The sequence below is a fragment of the Hydrogenophaga intermedia genome (assembly GCF_000723405.1).
Classification (GTDB): domain Bacteria; phylum Pseudomonadota; class Gammaproteobacteria; order Burkholderiales; family Burkholderiaceae_C; genus Hydrogenophaga; species Hydrogenophaga intermedia.
In genome coordinates, this window is record NZ_CCAE010000010.1 from 1 (window position 1) to 18,167 (window position 18,167).

The 18,167-nt window shown below is 69.3% G+C and carries 17 protein-coding genes and 1 pseudogene; 10 read left to right on the forward strand and 8 right to left on the reverse strand.

What is annotated here, in order from left to right:
• The 5 genes and pseudogenes from BN948_RS08340 to BN948_RS08360 all read right to left on the reverse strand — a co-directional run.
• Nucleotides 1-268: pseudogene (locus BN948_RS08340) on the reverse strand (fumarylacetoacetate hydrolase family protein); the annotation flags it as partial.
• A 31-nt stretch (nucleotides 269-299) separates the two neighbouring features.
• Nucleotides 300-1,268, reverse strand: coding sequence for a Bug family tripartite tricarboxylate transporter substrate binding protein (locus tag BN948_RS08345; protein WP_009519122.1), 969 nt, complete (start codon nucleotides 1,266-1,268; stop codon nucleotides 300-302).
• A 46-nt stretch (nucleotides 1,269-1,314) separates the two neighbouring features.
• Entirely contained in the window at nucleotides 1,315-2,478 is a 1,164-nt protein-coding gene (locus BN948_RS08350; protein WP_009519123.1) for a CaiB/BaiF CoA transferase family protein, read from the reverse strand.
• Nucleotides 2,475-3,260, reverse strand: coding sequence for an enoyl-CoA hydratase/isomerase family protein (locus BN948_RS08355; RefSeq protein WP_009519124.1), 786 nt, complete (start codon nucleotides 3,258-3,260; stop codon nucleotides 2,475-2,477). Before BN948_RS08355 ends, BN948_RS08350 begins: the two co-directional genes overlap by 4 nt.
• A 92-nt stretch (nucleotides 3,261-3,352) precedes the next feature.
• Nucleotides 3,353-4,333, reverse strand: coding sequence for a helix-turn-helix transcriptional regulator (locus tag BN948_RS08360; protein WP_009519125.1), 981 nt, complete (start codon nucleotides 4,331-4,333; stop codon nucleotides 3,353-3,355).
• A 76-nt stretch (nucleotides 4,334-4,409) separates the two neighbouring features.
• On the opposite strand from BN948_RS08360, the gene BN948_RS27245 reads away from it, so the two are divergent.
• Complete coding sequence (locus BN948_RS27245; RefSeq protein WP_009519126.1) at nucleotides 4,410-5,669, forward strand: NIPSNAP family protein; 1,260 nt, start codon at nucleotides 4,410-4,412, stop codon at nucleotides 5,667-5,669.
• Nucleotides 5,670-5,726: 57 nt separating this feature from the next.
• Here the strand turns inward: BN948_RS27245 and coaBC are convergent, their stop codons facing one another.
• Nucleotides 5,727-6,944, reverse strand: coding sequence for a bifunctional phosphopantothenoylcysteine decarboxylase/phosphopantothenate--cysteine ligase CoaBC (gene coaBC, locus BN948_RS08375; RefSeq protein WP_009519127.1), 1,218 nt, complete (start codon nucleotides 6,942-6,944; stop codon nucleotides 5,727-5,729).
• A gap of 114 nt (nucleotides 6,945-7,058) precedes the next feature.
• On the opposite strand from coaBC, the gene BN948_RS08380 reads away from it, so the two are divergent.
• From BN948_RS08380 to BN948_RS08400, 5 genes are read left to right on the forward strand one after another with little or no spacing between them, the layout of a single operon-like run.
• Entirely contained in the window at nucleotides 7,059-8,729 is a 1,671-nt protein-coding gene (locus BN948_RS08380; RefSeq protein ID WP_009519128.1) for a CTP synthase, read from the forward strand.
• Between the two features lie 11 nt (nucleotides 8,730-8,740).
• A complete protein-coding gene (gene kdsA, locus BN948_RS08385; RefSeq protein ID WP_009519129.1) occupies nucleotides 8,741-9,598 on the forward strand; it encodes a 3-deoxy-8-phosphooctulonate synthase in 858 nt (285 codons plus the stop codon).
• Between the two features lie 47 nt (nucleotides 9,599-9,645).
• Nucleotides 9,646-10,929, forward strand: a complete 1,284-nt coding sequence (eno, locus tag BN948_RS08390; protein ID WP_009519130.1) for a phosphopyruvate hydratase — start codon at nucleotides 9,646-9,648, stop codon at nucleotides 10,927-10,929.
• Nucleotides 10,930-10,936: 7 nt separating this feature from the next.
• Complete coding sequence (locus BN948_RS08395; RefSeq protein ID WP_009519131.1) at nucleotides 10,937-11,212, forward strand: septum formation initiator family protein; 276 nt, start codon at nucleotides 10,937-10,939, stop codon at nucleotides 11,210-11,212.
• Nucleotides 11,213-11,246: 34 nt separating this feature from the next.
• Complete coding sequence (locus BN948_RS08400; protein ID WP_009519132.1) at nucleotides 11,247-11,891, forward strand: AAA family ATPase; 645 nt, start codon at nucleotides 11,247-11,249, stop codon at nucleotides 11,889-11,891.
• A gap of 3 nt (nucleotides 11,892-11,894) precedes the next feature.
• Here the strand turns inward: BN948_RS08400 and hslO are convergent, their stop codons facing one another.
• Both hslO and BN948_RS08410 read right to left on the reverse strand, forming a co-directional pair.
• Nucleotides 11,895-12,872, reverse strand: a complete 978-nt coding sequence (gene hslO, locus BN948_RS08405) for an Hsp33 family molecular chaperone HslO (RefSeq protein WP_009519133.1) — start codon at nucleotides 12,870-12,872, stop codon at nucleotides 11,895-11,897.
• Between the two features lie 34 nt (nucleotides 12,873-12,906).
• Nucleotides 12,907-13,431, reverse strand: coding sequence for a gamma carbonic anhydrase family protein (locus tag BN948_RS08410; protein WP_009519134.1), 525 nt, complete (start codon nucleotides 13,429-13,431; stop codon nucleotides 12,907-12,909).
• A gap of 49 nt (nucleotides 13,432-13,480) precedes the next feature.
• Between BN948_RS08410 and BN948_RS08415 the strand changes: the two genes are divergently transcribed.
• The 4 genes from BN948_RS08415 (at nucleotide 13,481) to BN948_RS08430 (ending at nucleotide 18,118) form a co-directional block, all read left to right on the forward strand.
• The gene (locus BN948_RS08415) at nucleotides 13,481-14,353 is read left to right on the forward strand and encodes a ferritin-like domain-containing protein (protein ID WP_009519135.1); all 873 of its coding nucleotides are present in this window, start codon (nucleotides 13,481-13,483) and stop codon (nucleotides 14,351-14,353) included.
• 54 nt (nucleotides 14,354-14,407) lie between these two features.
• Nucleotides 14,408-15,802 (forward strand): ATP-dependent RNA helicase DbpA, encoded by a 1,395-nt coding sequence (gene dbpA / locus BN948_RS08420; protein ID WP_009519136.1) that lies wholly within the window; start codon nucleotides 14,408-14,410, stop codon nucleotides 15,800-15,802.
• Between the two features lie 124 nt (nucleotides 15,803-15,926).
• Entirely contained in the window at nucleotides 15,927-16,955 is a 1,029-nt protein-coding gene (locus tag BN948_RS08425; protein ID WP_069902923.1) for a sensor histidine kinase, read from the forward strand.
• Nucleotides 16,952-18,118 carry a sensor histidine kinase gene (locus BN948_RS08430; RefSeq protein WP_009519138.1) on the forward strand — a complete coding sequence of 389 codons (1,167 nt, stop codon included), beginning with the start codon at nucleotides 16,952-16,954 and terminating at the stop codon, nucleotides 18,116-18,118. Before BN948_RS08425 ends, BN948_RS08430 begins: the two co-directional genes overlap by 4 nt.
• The last annotated feature ends 49 nt before the right edge of the window (nucleotides 18,119-18,167 follow it).

The window sequence follows — 18,167 nt, forward strand, 5'->3', positions numbered from 1 at the left end:
GGCGGGGGATGGGGGCGATCACACGGCCCTCGCCAGCGGCCAGGCGCGCGCGCGCCAGCCGCGAGGGATCGGCCGCGAGGGTCCGCAAGGCGGCCAGGGCCGCATCGCCGGCGGCGATCAGGTCCAGCAGGCTCAGCCGCTGCGGCGCCAGGCCCTCGCGTTCGAGGAACGCCGCGTCGGCCAATGCCACCTGCAGGTCGTGCACGCCGTCGTCGGTGAACAGCACGGGGACCGGCCGGCCACCACGCAAACAACTTCCCAGTTTCATGAATGTGCTTCCTTGGCCAGGCGGGTGGCCGTCATTCGGGCTTCATGCCGGCCGCCTCGGCCACGCGTTTGAAGGTGTTGATCTGCTGGACCTGGAACTCGCGCATCCGGTCCGTGTTGCGCAGCAGCAGGTCCGAGCCCGCACGGCGCGCGAAGTCCTTGCCTTCGGGGGACGACATGATCTTCTGCACCTCGGCCGCGACGCGCTCCGCGATCGCATCCGGCACCTCGGTGCGCACCATGAGGGACGACCAGCCGTAGACCGTGTAGTCCGGGTAGAACTCCTTGAGCGTCGGCACGTTCGGGAACTCGGGGTGCCGCTGCTCGCCCGTGACGGCCAGCAGGCGCAGTTGCCCCGACTTGGCCATCGCCGACATGGAGGTCACGCCGTCCATGGCCACGTCGATCTGCCGGCCGGCGAGGTCGGTGTTCATCTGCCCGGTGGCGCGGTAGGGCACGTAGGTGAAGCGGATGCCGGCCAGGTGGGAGAACCATTCGGTGGCCAGCCGGTAGCCGGTGGCGAAGTTGCCGTAGTTGAGCTCGCCGGGCTTCTTCTTGGCCGCGGCCACCAGTTCCTGCCAGGTGGTGATGGGGGACTGGCCCGATACCGCCACGCCCAGCATGCTGCGGCCGATGCCCGCGACCGGTTTGAAGTCCTTGACCGGGTCGTAGGGCATGTCCTTGATCAGGACCGCGTTGACCGCCAGGTTGGTCCAGCTGCCCAGCACCATGGTGTAGCCGTCGGCCGGTGCATTCTTGGCCTGCATCATGCCCAGGCGCCCATCGGCGCCGGGGAAGTTCTCCACCGTCACGGGCTGGCCCAGCGCCGTCGACAGGTGCTGGGCGATGAAACGCGCCGAGGTGTCGCTGGTGCTGCCCGCCGCGAACGGCGACACCAGCCGGATGGGCCGCGACGGCCAGTCGCCGGTTTGGGCGTGGGCGCCCATGCTGCCCAGCAGCGCCAGGGCCGCTGCGCCCCCGATCAGGTTTCTTCGGTGCATGTCTGTCTCCTTGTGGTCGGTCGGTGAGTGGCCTGTCGGCCGCGAATCAGCGGGCGGCTCGCTCGCCCATCTGTGCAAGAACCTCGGCCTGGTGTTCGCCCAGCCGCGGTGGCCGCCCGGGCGGCCGCACGCCGCTGTACCGGGCGATGTAGCCCGGGCCCAGAACCTGGATCGGCGTGCCATCGGGCAGCTCGCTGTCGAGCTTCAGGGCCCGGCCATCGAGGTGCGGGTGCGCGAGCGCGGTCGGCAGGTCGCGAACGGCGCTGGCCGCCACGCCCTGCGCCGCGAAGATCGCCTCCCACGCCAGCGCACCGTGCCGGCTCAGCGCCGCGGTCACTTCCTCGCGCAGGGCCGCCGCGTGGCGCTGGCGCCCCCCGCGATCGGCGAAGCGCGGATCGCTCAACAGGTCTTCCCTGCCCAGGGCGGCGGCCAGTTGCTCGAACTGTTCCTGGCGCACCACGCCCAGCGTGATCTCGCCATCGCCGGTCTCGAAGGTGTCGGCCGTGGGGGAGTTGCTGTAGCCCAGGTTGCCCTGCTTGCGCGGGCGCACGCCGCCGGCCAGGCAGGGCCCCGCCACCGAAATCATCATGTTCATCGCCGCGTCGAGCATGGCGACATCGAGGTACTCGCCCTGCCCCGTGCGCTCGCGGCGAAGCAGCGCCGTGGTGATCGCGTGCGCGGCCAGCACGCCGGTGAAGGTGTCGACGATGGGAAAGCCCACGCGCATCGACGGGCTCTCCGGCTCACCCGACAAGGTCATCAGCCCCGACATGCTCTGGATGATCTGGTCGATGGCCGGGTTGCCGCGCAGGCTGCCGGTCTGCCCGAAGCCGGAGATCGAGCAGTACACGAGATCGGGCCGCAGGGCCTGGCAGGCCTCGTAGCCGAAGCCCAAGCGGTCCATCACGCCCGGCCGGAAGTTCTCGACCACGACGTCGCATTGCGCCACCAGTTGGCGCACGGTCTCGCTGTCCTTCGGGTCCTTCAGGTCGAGCACGATGGACCGCTTGCCCGAGTTCACCGAAGCGAACGACGGGCTGACGCCGTCCACGTGCGTCTGCCCGCCGTAGTGGCGCATGGTGTCGCCGGTCGCCGACTCCAGCTTGATGACCTCCGCGCCCTGCAAGGCGAGGTGGTAGGTGGCGATCGGCCCCGCGAGCACGTGGGTGAAGTCCAGGACGCGAACGCCCTCCAGTGCCTGCATGGTCATTCGGCCACCTTCGGGTACGCGCCCGTGAACACCGGATCGCGCTTCTCGACGAACGCGCGCTTGGCCTCGCGGCCGTCGGGCGTGAGGCCCAGGTAGCGCTGCATCGGGCCGCCGGCCTCCATGTGCCCAGAAAAACCGGCCGAATCCAGCAAGAGGTTGCAGGCGGACTTGGTGTAGCGAAGCGCCAGCGGCGGCAGCTTGGCCAGGGCCTGCGCGTAGTCGTCCACGGCGGCCTCGAAGTCCTGCGCGCTCACCACCCGGTTGATCAGGCCCCACGCTTCGGCCCGCTGCGCGCTGATCCGCCCGCCCAACAGCGTCAGTTCGAGCGAACGCGCGCGCCCGATGGTGAACAGGAAAGCGCCGCCCGCGTGGTTGCCGGCGCGGATCTCGGGCATCTGGAAGAAGGCCGTGTCGACCGCGACCACCAGGTCGCACGCGGTGGCCAGGTAGCAGCCGCCGCCGATGGCCGGCCCGTTGACCGCCGCGATCACCGGCTTGAAGTTGCGCTGGATGCGCTGGCGGGCCTGAGTGTTCCAGCGGCCATAGGCGTCGATGGCCTGGGCGTCGGCCGAGCGGGTGAAGCGCAAGTCCTGTCCCGCACTGAACATGTCACCCGCGCCCGTGAGGATGGCGCATCGGCAATCGGGGTCGTCCTCCACCTCCGAGAAGGCCTGGACCAACTCCTTGAACATCTCGAGGTCGTGCGCATTGCGCACCTCGGGACGGTTGAGGACGACGCGCCATACCGGCCCGTTCTTCTCGACGATCAAACTCTTGAACATACCCGTGTGTCTCGGTTGAGAACGAGTATGTCGAGCGCGGGTGCGGCGGCGCAATGCTTCCGGGTCAAGCTCTCACATACGTGAGAGAGTTTTCATGGATGAGAAAGAGTGGCGTGGCGCTTCCCCACGGCCTTTGCCAGGCGCCCGACTTCCGCGCGCAGCGCGGCGGGCTCGATCGCCTCGACCTCGGCGCCATAGCCCAGGATCTGCCGCGCGCCATGCTCCACCGACTCGAGCGGCACGGCCAGGCAGCGCCAACCCGGTGGCACGCGGACATGGGGCGGTGCTTCCATGGGCACACCAGGGTGGCGGGCGTTGGCCAGCCAGACCAGCGCCCGTGGGGAGGCGAGCACACACGCGCGCAGCGGACGCCGGGCCGCTTCGAACTGTGCGAGCGACGCCTGCCAATGGCGCGCGAGGTCAAAGCCGCGCGGGCGACGAAAACCCGTGCCCAGCACCGTCAGCCCGCGCACGCTGGCCAGGCGCCAGGTGCGCACCTCGGTCTGGCCGGCCTCGCGCGCCGCCAGGTACCAGGCGCCCGCCTTGAGCACCAGGCCCAGCGGCTCCAGTTCGCGCTCGGACGTGCCGCGCCAGCTCGCGTACGCCACCCGCAGGCGCCGGCCGCGCCACACGGCCTGCGCCGCCTCGCGCAGAAAGGCGGGGTTGTCCGGTTCGCGGTACCAGTCGAGCGGATCGATGTGCAGCCGGTCCGCCACGACGGCGGCGCTGTCGCGCCAGGGCGTCGGCACGCTGGCCACCAGCTTCAGCCGCGCCGAGGCAGCTGCCTCGCCCAGCCCCAAGGCCGTCGCCGGCCCCGGCAGCCCGGCGAGCAGCAGGGCGTTGGCCTCGTCGCCTGTCATGCCGGTGAGGCGCGTCGTCCACCCGGGCTGCAACTGGAAGCCGCCCTGGTGACCGCGCTCGCCCCACAGCGGCACACCGGCCGCGGAGAGCTGGTCGATGTCGCGCAAGACGGTGCGTTCGGACACCTCGAGCGCGCGGGCCAGCGCGCCGGCTGTCATTCGGCCGTTTGCCTGCAACAGCATGAGGATGGACAAGAGGCGGCTGGCTTTCATCGGTTTTCAATCATGACATGCCTTGTCGTATTGGTGCTGAGAGGATCGCGCACCCCATCACCACGAGGCACCCACCATGAACACACCGGCCACCACCCCGACCACCGCCGCGCACGATTTCGACTTCCTGGTCGGCCACTGGACCACCCGCCAGCGGCGCCTGAAACACCGCTTGCAGGGCAGCGACGACTGGGAGACCTTCGACGCCACCACGCACAACCAGCACCTGCCGGGCGGGGTGATCAATTTCGACACCCTGGTGGCGCCGGGCTGGCGGCCAGGTTGGGTGGGCATGTCGCTTCGTGTGTTCAACCCCGTCACCAACCTCTGGAGCATCCACTGGGTCACCAACGAAGGGGGTGGCATCGACCCGGCGACGGGGTGCCTCGATGCGCCGGTCGTCGGCCGATTCCACGGAGACGAGGGCGTCTTCGATGGCGAAGACATGTTTGAAGGCCGCGCGATCCGCGTGCGCTTCCATTGGCAGCGCCAGGGCCCCGACCGCGCGCGCTGGCAGCAGGCCTTTTCGGAAGACGGCGGGATCAGTTGGGAGGTCAACTGGGTGATGGAATTCGAGCGCGTGGCGCCACGCAGCGCCGACGGGGTGACCGCCCTCGACATCGATTGCCAGGTGCTCGAACTGCGCCAGTACACCCTGCGCCTGGGCCAGCGCGACACGCTGATCGAGCTCTTCGACCGCGAATTCGTCGAACCGCAGGAGGCGCTGGGCATGGCCGTGATGGGCCAGTTCCGCGACCTGGACGCGCCCGACCGCTTCGTCTGGCTGCGCGGCTTCACCGACATGGCCAGCCGGGCCGGTGGGCTGGCGGCGTTTTATGGCGGGCCGGTGTGGCACGAGCACCGCGACGCCGCCAATGCCACCATGATCGATTCCGATGACGTGCTGCTGCTGCGGCCCGCCTGGCCGGGCGCGGGCGTGTCGATGCGGGCGCGCCATCGAGCCCGTGACGCGGGGGGCCCGGCGCCCGCGGGCGTGCTCAGCGCCGTGGTGCTGCCCCTGCGCGAACCGGCCAGCGCCGAGGTGCTGCGCCACTGCCGTGAGGCCCTCACGCCGTGCTGGCAGAGCGGTGGTGCCGAGGTGCTGGGTTGGTACGTGACCGAGAGCGCGCCGAACAACTTTCCGCGCCTGCCGGTGCGCGAGGGCGAACAGGTGCTCGTGGGCTTCGCACGGTTCCCCGACCTGCAGGCGCTCGACGCGTTCGAGCGCAGCGGCGTCTGGTCGCACGCGCTGCAGAGCGGGCCTTCGGCCTGGCTCGCGGGAACACCCAGCAGCCTGCGGCTGCAGCCCACCGCGCGCTCGGCGATCCACGCCTGAGCCGCCCGCCTGCGCCTTGCGCGGGGCCAGCGCCCGCAGGGATTCAGAGGCGCTGGCTCAGCCGCGCGGCAGGCGGCGCGCGATCTCCGCCACCAGCCGGCGCGCCAGCGCCAGCTTGCCGTCGCGCGGCAACTCGGTGGTGCCGCCCTCGTCCACCAGCAGCAGCGCGTTGTCGTCGCGGCCGAAGGTGTCGGGGCCGATGTTGCCCACCAGCAGCGGCACGCCCTTGCGCGCGCGCTTGGCCTGGGCGTGCGCCAGCAGGTCGTGGCTTTCGGCGGCGAAGCCCACGCAGTAGAGCGCCCCGCCCTTGGCGCGCGCGCCCTGCGCCACGCCGGCCAGGATGTCGGGGTTCTCCACGAAGGCCAGGGCGGGCACTTCGCCACTGCCGTCCTTCTTGATCTTCTGGCCAGCCGCGTTGGCCGGACGCCAGTCGGCCACGGCGGCGGCGGCGATGAAGACATCTGCCGCGTCGGCGCTGGCCTGCACAGCGCGCTGCATGTCCTGCGCGGACATCACGTCCACCCGCTGCACGCCGCGCGGCGTGGGCAGGGCCACGGGGCCGGCCACCAAGGTGACCTGCGCGCCGGCCTCGTGCGCGGCGCGCGCGAGCGCGAAGCCCATCTTGCCGCTGGAGCGGTTGGTGAGCCCGCGCACGGGGTCGATGGCCTCGAAGGTGGGCCCGGCCGTGATGAGCACGTGCCGGCCCGACAGGACCTTGGGCTGGAAGTGGCGCACCACCTCGTAGAGCAACTCGTCCGGCTCCAACATGCGGCCGTCACCCGTCTCGCCGCAGGCCTGCTCGCCCGCGCCCACGCCCAGCACCACGGTGCCGTCGGCGCGCAACTGGGCCAAGTTGCGCTGCGTGGCGGGGTGCGCGTACATCTCGCGGTTCATGGCCGGCGCCACCAGCAGCGGCACGCGCTCCCTGGGCCGGGCCAGGCACAGCAAAGAGAGCAGGTCGTCGGCGCGGCCGTGCACCAGCCTGGCCATGAAGTCCGCGCTGGCCGGGGCGATGACGATGGCGTCGGCCTCGCGGCTGAGGTTGATGTGGGGCATGTTGTTGCCCTCGCGGGCGTCCCACTGCGAGCTGTAGACCGTGCGACCCGACAGCGCCTGCATCGTCACCGGGGTGATGAAGTGCTCGGCCGCCTCTGTCATCACCACCTGCACGGTGGCGCCGGCCTTCACCAGGCCGCGGCAGAACTCGGCCGCCTTGTAACAGGCCACGCCGCCGCTGAGGCCCAGCACGATGTGTTTTCCCGCGAGATCGCTCATGGAGGCGCAATGTAGCAGTGCTACACATGAACACCCAGGCGGGCGGGTCATCCGGGAGGGGCCACCTATAATCGGAATTTCCCACCTGTGCGAGCCCCCGGGCTCGCCCGAGTCATGACCAAATACGTGTTCGTCACCGGCGGTGTGGTGTCCTCCCTGGGCAAGGGCATTGCTTCTGCGTCTCTCGCCGCGCTGCTCGAATCGCGCGGCCTCAAAGTCACCCTCATCAAGCTCGACCCGTACATCAACGTGGACCCGGGCACCATGTCGCCCTTCCAGCACGGCGAGGTCTTCGTCACCGACGACGGCGCCGAAACCGACCTGGACCTGGGCCACTACGAGCGTTTCATCGAAACGCGCATGAGGAAGTCCAACAACTTCACCACGGGCAAGATCTACCAGTCGGTGCTGGAGAAGGAACGCCGCGGCGACTACCTCGGCAAGACGGTGCAGGTGATCCCGCACGTCACCAACGAAATCCAGGAATTCATCCGCAAGGGCTCGCTCGAAGGCACACCCGAGGCGGTGGACGTGGCCATCGTCGAGATCGGCGGCACCGTGGGCGACATCGAGTCCCTGCCCTTCCTGGAGGCCGTGCGCCAGATGAGCCTGCGCCTGGGCCCCAACAGCTCGGCCTTCCTGCACCTGAGCTACCTGCCCTGGATCGCCGCCGCCGGCGAACTCAAGACCAAGCCCACGCAGCACACCGCCAAGGAACTGCGCGCCATCGGCATCCAGGCCGACGCCCTGCTCTGCCGCGCCGACCGCCGCATCCCCGACGAAGAACGCGCCAAGATCAGCCTGTTCAGCAACGTGCCCGAGTGGGGCGTGATCAGCATGTGGGACGTGGACACCATCTACAAGGTGCCGCGCATGCTGCACGAGCAGGGCCTGGACGGCCTCATCTGCGACAAGCTGCGCCTGAACACGCCGCCGGCCAACCTCAAGCGCTGGGACGACCTCGTGCACGCGGTCGAGAACCCGCAGGCCACGGTGCAGATCGCCATGGTCGGCAAGTACGTCGACCTGTCCGACAGCTACAAGTCGCTCAACGAGGCCCTGCGCCACGCCGGCCTGAAGAACCAGGCCAAGGTCGCCATCGACTACGTCGACTCCGAGACCATCACGCCGGCCAACGTGGCCCAGGTGCTGGGCCGCTTCGACGCCATTCTGGTGCCCGGCGGCTTCGGCAAGCGCGGCATCGAAGGCAAGATCTGCGCGGCGCGTTTCGCCCGCGAGCAGAAGGTGCCCTACCTGGGCATCTGTCTGGGCATGCAGGTCGCCACCATCGAATACGCGCGCCACGTGGCCGGCCTGAAGGACGCCAACAGCACCGAGTTCGAGCCCGCCACGCCGCACCCGGTCATTGCCCTCATCACCGAGTGGAAAGACGCGGACGGCAGCATCCAGCAGCGCGACGTGAACTCCGACCTGGGTGGCACCATGCGCCTTGGGGCACAAAGCTCCGACGTCGCCAAGGGCACGCTGGCGCACAGCATCTACGGCGACGTGGTGACCGAGCGCCACCGCCACCGCTACGAGGCCAACGTGCACTACCTCGACCAGTTGCGCGCGGCCGGGCTGGTCATCTCCGCCCTCACCCAGCGGGAGCAGCTCACCGAGATCGTGGAGCTGCCGCAGTCCGTGCACCCCTGGTTCGTGGGCGTGCAGTTCCACCCCGAATTCAAGTCCACGCCCTGGGCCGGCCACCCGCTGTTCAACGCCTACATCAAGGCGGCGCTCACGCACCAGGCGCAGCGCCAGCCCGCCAAGGCCGTGGCCTGAGGACACACCCCATGAAGCTCTGCGGATTCGACGTCGGACTGGACAAGCCCTTCTTCCTCATCGCCGGTCCCTGCGTCATCGAGTCCGAGCAGTTGCAGATGGACGTGGCCGGGCGGCTGAAGGAAATCACCGGCTCGCTGGGCATCCCCTTCATCTTCAAGAGCAGTTTCGACAAGGCCAACCGCAGCAGCGGCAAGAGCTTTCGCGGCCCCGGACGCGAAGCCGGCCTGGCGGTGCTGGCCAAGGTGAAGGCCCAGTTGGGCGTGCCCGTCATCACCGACGTGCACAGCGAGGACGACATCGCCCCCGCGGCCGCTGTGTGCGACGTGCTGCAGACTCCGGCCTTCCTGTGCCGCCAGACCGATTTCATCCGCGCCGTGGCGCAGAGCGGGCGGCCGGTGAACATCAAGAAGGGCCAGTTCCTTGCGCCGCACGACATGAAGAATGTCATCGACAAGGCGCGCGACGCGGCCCGCGACGCCGGCCTGCCCGAGGACAGCTTCCTGGCCTGCGAACGCGGCGCAAGCTTCGGCTACAACAACCTCGTCTCCGACATGCGCTCGCTGGCCATCATGCGCGAGACCGGCGCGCCGGTGGTGTTCGACGCCACCCACAGCGTGCAGTTGCCCGGCGGCCAGGGCACCAGCTCCGGCGGCCAGCGTGAGTTCGTGCCCGTGCTGGCGCGCGCGGCGGTGGCCGTCGGCGTGTCCGGCCTGTTCATGGAAACCCACCCCGACCCGGCCAAGGCCCTGAGCGACGGCCCCAACGCCGTGCCGCTGAAGCACATGCCCGCCCTGCTGGAAACCCTGCTGGCGCTCGATGCGGTGACCAAGAAGAACGGTTACCTCGAGGACCGGTTCAACGCATGAACCCGCGCACCCTTTTCTTTTGACTTTGACCAGAGGACCCTTGATTCATGAGTGCCATCGTTGACATCGTCGGCCGCGAAGTGCTGGACAGCCGCGGCAACCCCACCGTCGAATGCGACGTGCTGCTGGAAAGCGGCGTCATGGGCCGCGCGGCCGTGCCCTCGGGCGCGTCCACCGGCTCGCGCGAGGCCATCGAGCTGCGCGACGGTGACAAGAGCCGCTACCTGGGCAAGGGCGTGCTCAAGGCGGTGGAGCACATCAACACCGAGATCAGCGAGGCCGTGCTGGGCCTCGATGCGTCCGAGCAGGCCTTTCTGGACAAGACCCTGATCGACCTGGACGGCACCGAGAACAAGGGCCGCCTGGGCGCCAACGCCATGCTGGCCGTGTCCATGGCCGTGGCCCGTGCCGCCGCCGAGGAAGCCGGCCTGCCGCTGTACCGCTACTTCGGCGGCATGAGCGCGGTGCAGATGCCCGTGCCGATGATGAACGTCATCAACGGCGGCGCGCACGCAAACAACAACCTCGACCTGCAGGAGCTGATGATCATCCCCGTGGGCGCGCCGAGCTTCCGCGAGGCCCTGCGCTGGGGCGCCGAGGTGTTCCACGCGCTCAAGAAGATCCTGCACGACAAGGGCATGAGCGTGGCCGTGGGCGACGAAGGCGGCTTCGCACCGAACGTGGAGAACCACGAGGCCGCGCTGCAACTGCTGATGGAAGCCATCGCCGCCGCCGGCTACACCGCCGGCGACCAGATCGCCCTGGGCCTGGACTGCGCCGCCAGCGAGTTCTACAAGCACGGCAAGTACGAGCTTGAAGGCGAAGGCCTGCAGCTCAGCGCCGAGGAGTGGACCAACATGCTGGCCACCTGGTGCGACAAGTACCCCATCGTCAGCATCGAGGACGGCATGGCCGAGGGCGACTGGGACGGCTGGAAACACCTGACCGAGCGCCTGGGCAAGCAGGTGCAACTGGTGGGCGACGACCTCTTCGTCACCAACACCAAGATCCTGAAAGAAGGCATCGAGAAGGACATCGCCAACTCGATCCTGATCAAGATCAACCAGATCGGCACGCTGACCGAGACCTTCGCCGCCATCGAGATGGCCAAGCGCGCGGGCTACACCGCCGTCATCAGCCACCGCAGCGGCGAAACGGAAGACAACACCATCGCCGACATCGCCGTGGGCACCAACGCCGGCCAGATCAAGACCGGCTCGCTCTCGCGCTCGGACCGCATGGCCAAGTACAACCAGCTCCTGCGCATCGAGGAAGATCTGGGCGAGGTGGCCGTGTACCCTGGCCGCGCCGCGTTCTACAACCTCCGCTGATCCACCGATGGCGAACCGCCTCATCCCCGGCCTGCTGGTCGCGCTGCTGCTGGTGCTGCACGCGCAGCTCTGGTTCGGCCGGGGCAGCGTGCCGCAGGTGGCGCAATTGCGCCGCGACCTGGCCGCGCAACAAGAGGCGAATGAGCTGGCCAAACAGCGCAACGCGCAGGTCGCCAGCGAGCTGCGCGACCTGCAGGAGGGGCTGGAGATGGTCGAGGAACTGGCGCGCCAGGACCTCGGCATGGTCAAGCCCAACGAGATCTTCGTGCAGATCGCGCGCTGACCCTTCGCGGGTCGGCGCCCTTTCCCCCTCTCCCATGCTCACGGTGTCGCTGCTCGGCGGCGAGTCCAGCGGCAAGTCCACGCTGGCGCGGCAGCTGCACGCCGCCTTGCTGGCGCAGGGCATTCACAGCGCGCTGGTGCCCGAGCACCTGCGCGAATGGTGTGAAGCGGCCGGCCGGGCCCCGCAGGCCCATGAGCAGGCCGCCATCGCGACCGAACAGTCGCGCCTGATCGAGGCGACGCACGCCGGGGTGGTGATCGCCGACACCACGGCGCTGATGGTCGCGGCCTACAGCGAGCTGTATTTCAGCGACCGCAGCCTCTGGCCCGAGGCCCTGGCCGCCCAGCGCCGCATGGGCCTGACGCTGCTGATGGGCCTGGACCTGCCCTGGGTGTCCGACGGCTTCTTCCGCGACAGCCCCGCCGTGCGCGAGGCCACCGACACCGTTCTGCGCCGCGAACTGCAGGGCGCGGGCATCGGCTTTCAGACCGTCTATGGTCAGGGCACGCAGCGCCTGCGCGCCGCCCTGCGCGCCGTGGGCGCCGCGCTGGGCCGCGAGCTGCTGCCCGACGACCCGCTGCTGCGCGAAGGCTCGGGCCGCTGGCAGTGCGAGGCCTGCAGCGACCCGGACTGCGAGCACCGCCTGTTCAGCGCTCTGCTCGCGCGCCGCGGCGCTTGAGGTTCACTGCGGCCGGTCGGTGCCGGGCGGCTGGGCCAGTGGCTGCAGGAAGATCTGCGCTGCGTCGACCGGGTCGAACTCGTAGGCCGCGCCACAGAACTCGCAGTTGACCTCGATCCGGCCCTGCTCTTCCAGGATGGACTCGATCTCGTCGCGACCCAGCGAGCGCAGCATGCCGCCCACACGCTCACGCGAGCAGGTGCAGGCAAAGCGCGGCCCCGCGCCGGCCAGCAGCGGGTCGAAGCGGCGCAGGTTCTCCTCCCAGAACAGCCGGTGCAGGATGGTGTCGGCGTCGAGTTCGAGCAGCTCCTCGCGCTTGAGGCTGCTCGCCAGGATGGCGATGCGGTTGTAGTCCTCGCTGCGGCCGATCTGGTCCTCGTCGCGCTGCTGCGACTGGGCCGCGAGGTTGCCCTCGCCCTGCAGCGGCAGGCGCTGGATCAGCAGGCCGGCGGCCATCTTGTCGTTCGCGGCCAGCACCAGCTTGGTGTCGAGTTGCTCGCTCTGCAGCATGTAGTGTTCGATCACCTCGCTGAGCTTCTCCAGCTTCTCGCGCCGGTCGCCGAACAGCGAAACCACGCCCTGGTAGGGCTGCTGGCCAGGCTGACGGTCCTTCGGGTCGAGCGTGATGGCGCAGCGGCCCTGGTTGGTGACGTTGACCATGTGCGACAGCGGTGCGTCCTCGGCCACCTCGCCGGTGACGCTGGCGGTGGCGCGCAATCGCAGGTCGGGCTGCACCTCGGCCACGGCCAGCTTCACCGGGCCGTCGCCGTGGATCTGCATCACCAGGGCGCCATCGAACTTGATGTTGGCCTGCATCAACGTGGCCGCAGCCGTCATCTCGCCGAGCAGTTCGGTCACGGCCGCGGGGTAGCCGCCGGCCTGCGCGCGGCGCTGCAGGATCTCCTGCCAGGCGTCGGTGATGCGCACCAGCATGCCGCGCACCGGCAGGCCTTCGAACACGAATTTGTGGAGCTCGGACACGGATTTCCTTCGACGAAAGTTCGGCAGATGGTGCTCAGCCGACGCGATTCAAGCCCTTGCGGTAGCGCTCGGCGTTCTCGACGTAGTGCGCCGCGCTGCGGCGCAGGCCCTCGATCTGCTCGGGCGTGAGCTGGCGCACCACCTTGGCGGGGCTGCCGATGATCATGGAGCCGTCGGGAAACTCCTTGCCCTCGGTGACCAGGGCGCGCGCCCCCACCAGGCAGTTCTTGCCGATCTTCGCGCCGTTGAGCACGGTGGCGCCGATGCCGATGAGCGACTCGTCGCCGATGGTGCAGCCGTGCAGCATGACCTGGTGGCCGATGGTGACGCGCTCGCCCACCACCAGCGGGAAGCCGTAGTCGGCGTGCATCACGGTGCCGTCCTGCACGTTGCTGCCCTTGCCGACCGTGATGGTCTCGGTGTCGCCGCGCAGCACGGCGCCGAACCACACGCTGCTGTCCTCGTGCAGGTGCACGTTGCCCATCACTTGCGCGTTGTCGGCGACCCAGGCCGACTCGGCCATCGTCGGCGCCACGCCATCGAGTTCATACAGTGCCATGCGGCGGTCTCCTCGGGTGCTGTGGGTGTCGAAACCTAGAATTGTAGGGATGCCCCCCACCCCATCGCTCCCCACGCGCGACAAGCCCCCCAGCCTGCGCGAACAGGCCCTGGCCGCGCTGTGCACGGCCGAGCCTTCGGCCAAGGTGGCGGCCGCGCACGCGCTGTGGGAACGCTGGCGCGCCCTGGGGCCTGACGACGAGGCGGCCTGGTCGACAAAGACCGCCATCGAACCCGACCCCGCGATGCCCCTGCCCGGCCGCCCGCCGCGCCCCGAACTGGTGCCGCCGCAGGCCGTGGCCCAACGCTCGCCCTTTACGCGCGACGGCCTGGCCGCCCTGCTGCACGCCATCGCCCACATCGAGTTCAACGCCATCGACCTCGCCCTGGACGCGCTGTGGCGCTTCCCCGGCCTGCCGCTGGACTACTACCGCCAGTGGCTGCAGGTGGCGCACGAAGAGGCCACGCACTTCGGCCTGCTGCGCGATCTGCTGCGCGAACTGGGCCACGGCTACGGCGACTTCCCCGCCCACAACGGCCTGTGGGAGATGTGCGTGAAGACGCAGCACGACCCCCTGGCCCGCATGGCCCTGGTGCCGCGCACCCTGGAGGCCCGCGGCCTGGACGCCACGCCGCTGATCCAGGCGCGCCTGCGCCAGGTGACGGCGCGCGAGGTGAAGCACGAGGCGCAGCGCGCGGTCGAGATCCTGGACATCATCCTGCGCGACGAGATCGGGCATGTGGCGGTGGGCAACCGGTGGTACGGCTGGTTGTGCGCGCAGCAGGGCATCGAGCCCTTGTCCCACTACCGCCGCCTGGCGCGCGAGCACGCGGCGCCGCGCCTGCGGCCGCCGTTCAACGACGAGGCGCGGCGGGCCGCCGGCTTCAGCCAGCCCGAACTGGACGCCCTGCTCGACCCCTGAACCCCTGAAGCGGGCCCGACCGGGACAAACCAGGACAAACCTCGACAATCGGGGATGACTTCCGCCTCCCCGACCGCCTTCAGCACCCTCCCCCTCTCCCCCGCCACGCTGGCCAACCTGGAGCAGTTGGGCTACACGGCCATGACGCCGATCCAGGCCGCCGCGCTGACGCCGGCCCTGCTGGGCAAGGACCTCATCGCCCAGGCCCAGACCGGCAGCGGCAAGACCGCCGCCTTCGCCCTGGCGCTGCTGGCCAACCTGAACCCGCGCCGCTTCGCCGTGCAGGCGCTGGTGCTGTGCCCCACGCGCGAGCTGGCCGACCAGGTGAGCACCGAGATCCGCCGCCTCGCGCGCGCGGCCGACAACATCAAACTCGTCACGCTGTGCGGCGGCGTGCCGCTGCGCGGGCAGCTCGCTTCGCTGGAACACGGCGCGCACATCGTGGTGGGCACGCCGGGCCGCGTGCTGGACCACCTGGAACGCGGCAGCCTGCCGCTGGACGCGCTGAACACCCTGGTGCTGGACGAGGCCGACCGCATGCTCGACATGGGCTTCTTCGACGACATCGCCGCCGTCGCCAAGCGCTGCCCCACCGCCCGCCAGACCCTGCTGTTCTCCGCCACCTACCCCGAGGGCATCGCCCAGCTGGCCGCGCGCTTCCTGCGCGAGCCCGTCACGGTGGCGGTGCAGGCCCAGCACAGCGGCGAGCGCATCGAGCAGCGCTGGTACGAGGTGAGCGAAACGGAGCGGCTGGACACGGTGGGCCGCCTGCTGGCGCACTTTCGCCCGGAGAGCGCGCTGGCCTTCTGCAACACCAAGGCCCAGTGCCGCGACCTGGTGGCCGTGCTGCGCGCCCAGGGCATCAGCGCGCTGGCGCTGTTCGGCGAGCTGGAGCAGCGTGAGCGCGACCAGGTGCTGGTGCGCTTCGCCAACCGAAGCTGCTCGGTGCTGGTGGCCACCGACGTGGCCGCGCGCGGGCTCGACATCGCCAGCCTGGCGGCCGTGATCAACGTGGACGTGACGCCCGACCCCGAGGTGCACATCCACCGCATCGGCCGCACCGGGCGCGCGGGCGAGAGCGGCCTGGCGCTGAACCTGGCCAGCCTGGACGAGATGGGCAGCGTGGGCAAGATCGAGCAGTTGCAGGGCCGCGAGTCGGCCTGGCACCCGGTGAGCGAGCTGGTGCCTACAGGCCAGGGCCCGCTGGTGCCGCCCATGGTGACCTTGCACATCCAGGGTGGGCGCAAGGAAAAGATCCGCCCCGGCGACGTGCTGGGCGCGCTCACGGCCGACCTGGGCTACGCGCGCGAGCAGGTGGGCAAGATCAACGTGAACGAGTGGTCCACCTACGTGGCGGTGGAGCGCAGCATCGCGCAGCAGGCGGCCAGCCGGCTCAACGCGGGCCGCATCAAGGGCAAGGGCGTGAAGGTGCGCGTGCTGGAGGACTGACGCCGGTGGCCGCCCATTGCATTGCTGCGCCGCAGCAGCCTCAACTTGCGGTGCCCAGGCCACACGCCTATTGAGTGGATACGTTTCGTGACATAGCATGCCTGACAAGGAGGAATGCAATGTCATGACAAGCAGCCGCATCGAGCTGGACGACTACCTGGGCCAGGCGTTTCACCGCATGCCGGTTGCCATGATCGTCGTCAATCCGCGAGGCGAGATCACGCGGCTCAACCAACTGGCACAAACCACCTTCGGCTACGAGGCCAGCGAGCTCATCGGCCAGCCCGTCGAAACCCTCATCCCTCAGCGCTACCGCGCCGCCCACCCGCACTACCGCCAGGGCTTCCTGGCCGAGACCACCGCCCGCCCCATGGGCCTGGGACGCGACCTCAGCGGCCTGCGCAAGGACGGCAGCGAGTTCCCGGTGGAGATCGGCATCAACCCCGTGGAGACGGGCGAGGGGCCGATGATCCTCTCGGTGATCCTGGATCTGTCGGAGCGCAAACAGGCCGAAAAGCGCATTCAGGACGCCCTTACCCAGAAGGACCTGCTGCTGCGCGAGGTGCACCACCGCGTCAAGAACAACCTGCAGGTGATCCACAGCCTGCTGGACCTGCAGGCCCTCAAGCTCAACGACCACGAGGTGGTGGAGGTGCTGCGCGACAGCCAGAACCGCATCCGTTCGATGTCGCTGATCCACCAGACGCTGTACCAGTCGCGCAACTTCGCGCGGGTGGACTTTCAGCGCTTTCTCGACGAGCTGTTGCCCAGCCTCACCGAGTCGTACCGCTCGGTGGCGGGCCTGGTGTCCATCGCGGTCGATGCGCACGAGGTCAAGCTGCCGATCAACGAGGCCATTCCCTGCGGCCTGATCATCAACGAGCTCGTGAGCAACGCGCTCAAGCACGGGTTCACGCAAGGGCGCGGCGGCCAGATCATTGTCGCGGTGCAACAGCACGGCGAACGCACGATCGAGCTGTCCGTGAGCAACGACGGGCACGGCATTCCCGAATCGCTCGACCTGGAGCAGACCGCCACACTGGGCCTGCAGCTCGTGCAACTGCTCACGCGCCAGCTCAACGGCGCCATGGAGATTCAGCGCGAAAACCCCACCCGGTTCACGCTGCGCTTTGAACTGGAGGGGGATTCATGACCGCAAGCGCCTCGAAAATCCTGATCGTCGAAGACGAAGGCATCGTCGCCTTCAACCTGCAGCAGCGGCTGCAGCACATGGGCTACCACATCACGGGCCTGGCCGAATCCGGCAGGGAAGGCCTGGCCCTGGTGTCGCGCGAGCGGCCCGACCTGGTGCTCATGGACATCCACATCAAGGGCGAGATGGACGGCATCGAACTAGCCTCGGCGCTCAACCGCGACTTCGACCTGCCCATCATCTACCTCACCGCCTACTCCGAAGACACCACCCTGGAGCGCGCGCGGCGCACGCGGCCGTATGGGTACCTCATCAAGCCGTTTTCCGAGCGCGAGCTGCACGCCACGGTGCAGATGGCGCTGGAGCGCCACGAGGTGCAGGCAGCGCTGAGCGACAGCCAGGCCAGGCTGCAGCAGTCGCTGGAAGCGGTGCAGCGCGTGAACGAGCAGTTGGAAGAACGCGTGGTCGAGCGCACCGCCGAGTTGCGCCAGCACGTGCGCGAGCTGGAGGCCTTCAGCCACACCGCTGCGCACGACCTGCGCTCGCCCATCCGCGCCATATCGGGGCTGAGCCAGATCCTGATCGAAACCCATGGCGATGCACTTGGCGACGAAGGGCGCCAGATGCTGCAGCGCATGGCCCATGCGGCGCGCCGCATGGGCGAGCTGATCGACGCCTTGCTGAGCCTGTCCAAGCTCTCGCGCGCGCCGCTGTTGCGGGCCGACGTGGACCTGGGTGCGCTGGCGCACGAGGTGGAACGCGCGCTGCGGGAGGCCGAACCCGAGCGCGACATGCGCATCGACATCGCCGACGACCTGCACGCTCAGGCCGACCAGGCCCTGATCCGCAGCGTCATCGACAACCTGATGCGCAACGCGTGGAAGTTCACGCGCGAACGCCGCCAGGGCCACATCGAAGTGGGCCGACAGAACCGCAATGGACGCGCGGTGTACTACGTGCGCGACAACGGTTGCGGCTTTGAAATGGTTCACGCCGACAAGCTCTTCGGCGCCTTCTTCCGCCTGCACGACGAGCAGCACTACGGCGGCTCGGGCCTGGGGCTGAGCATTGCCCAGCGCATCGTGCAGCGCCATGGGGGCGAGATCTGGGCCGAAGGCGAGGTGGGTCGCGGCGCGACCATGTTCTTCACCCTGGGCGACTGACCCCGCGCCTTCGCACAATTGGAGACGTTTGCGGCAGAACCCCAAGCCG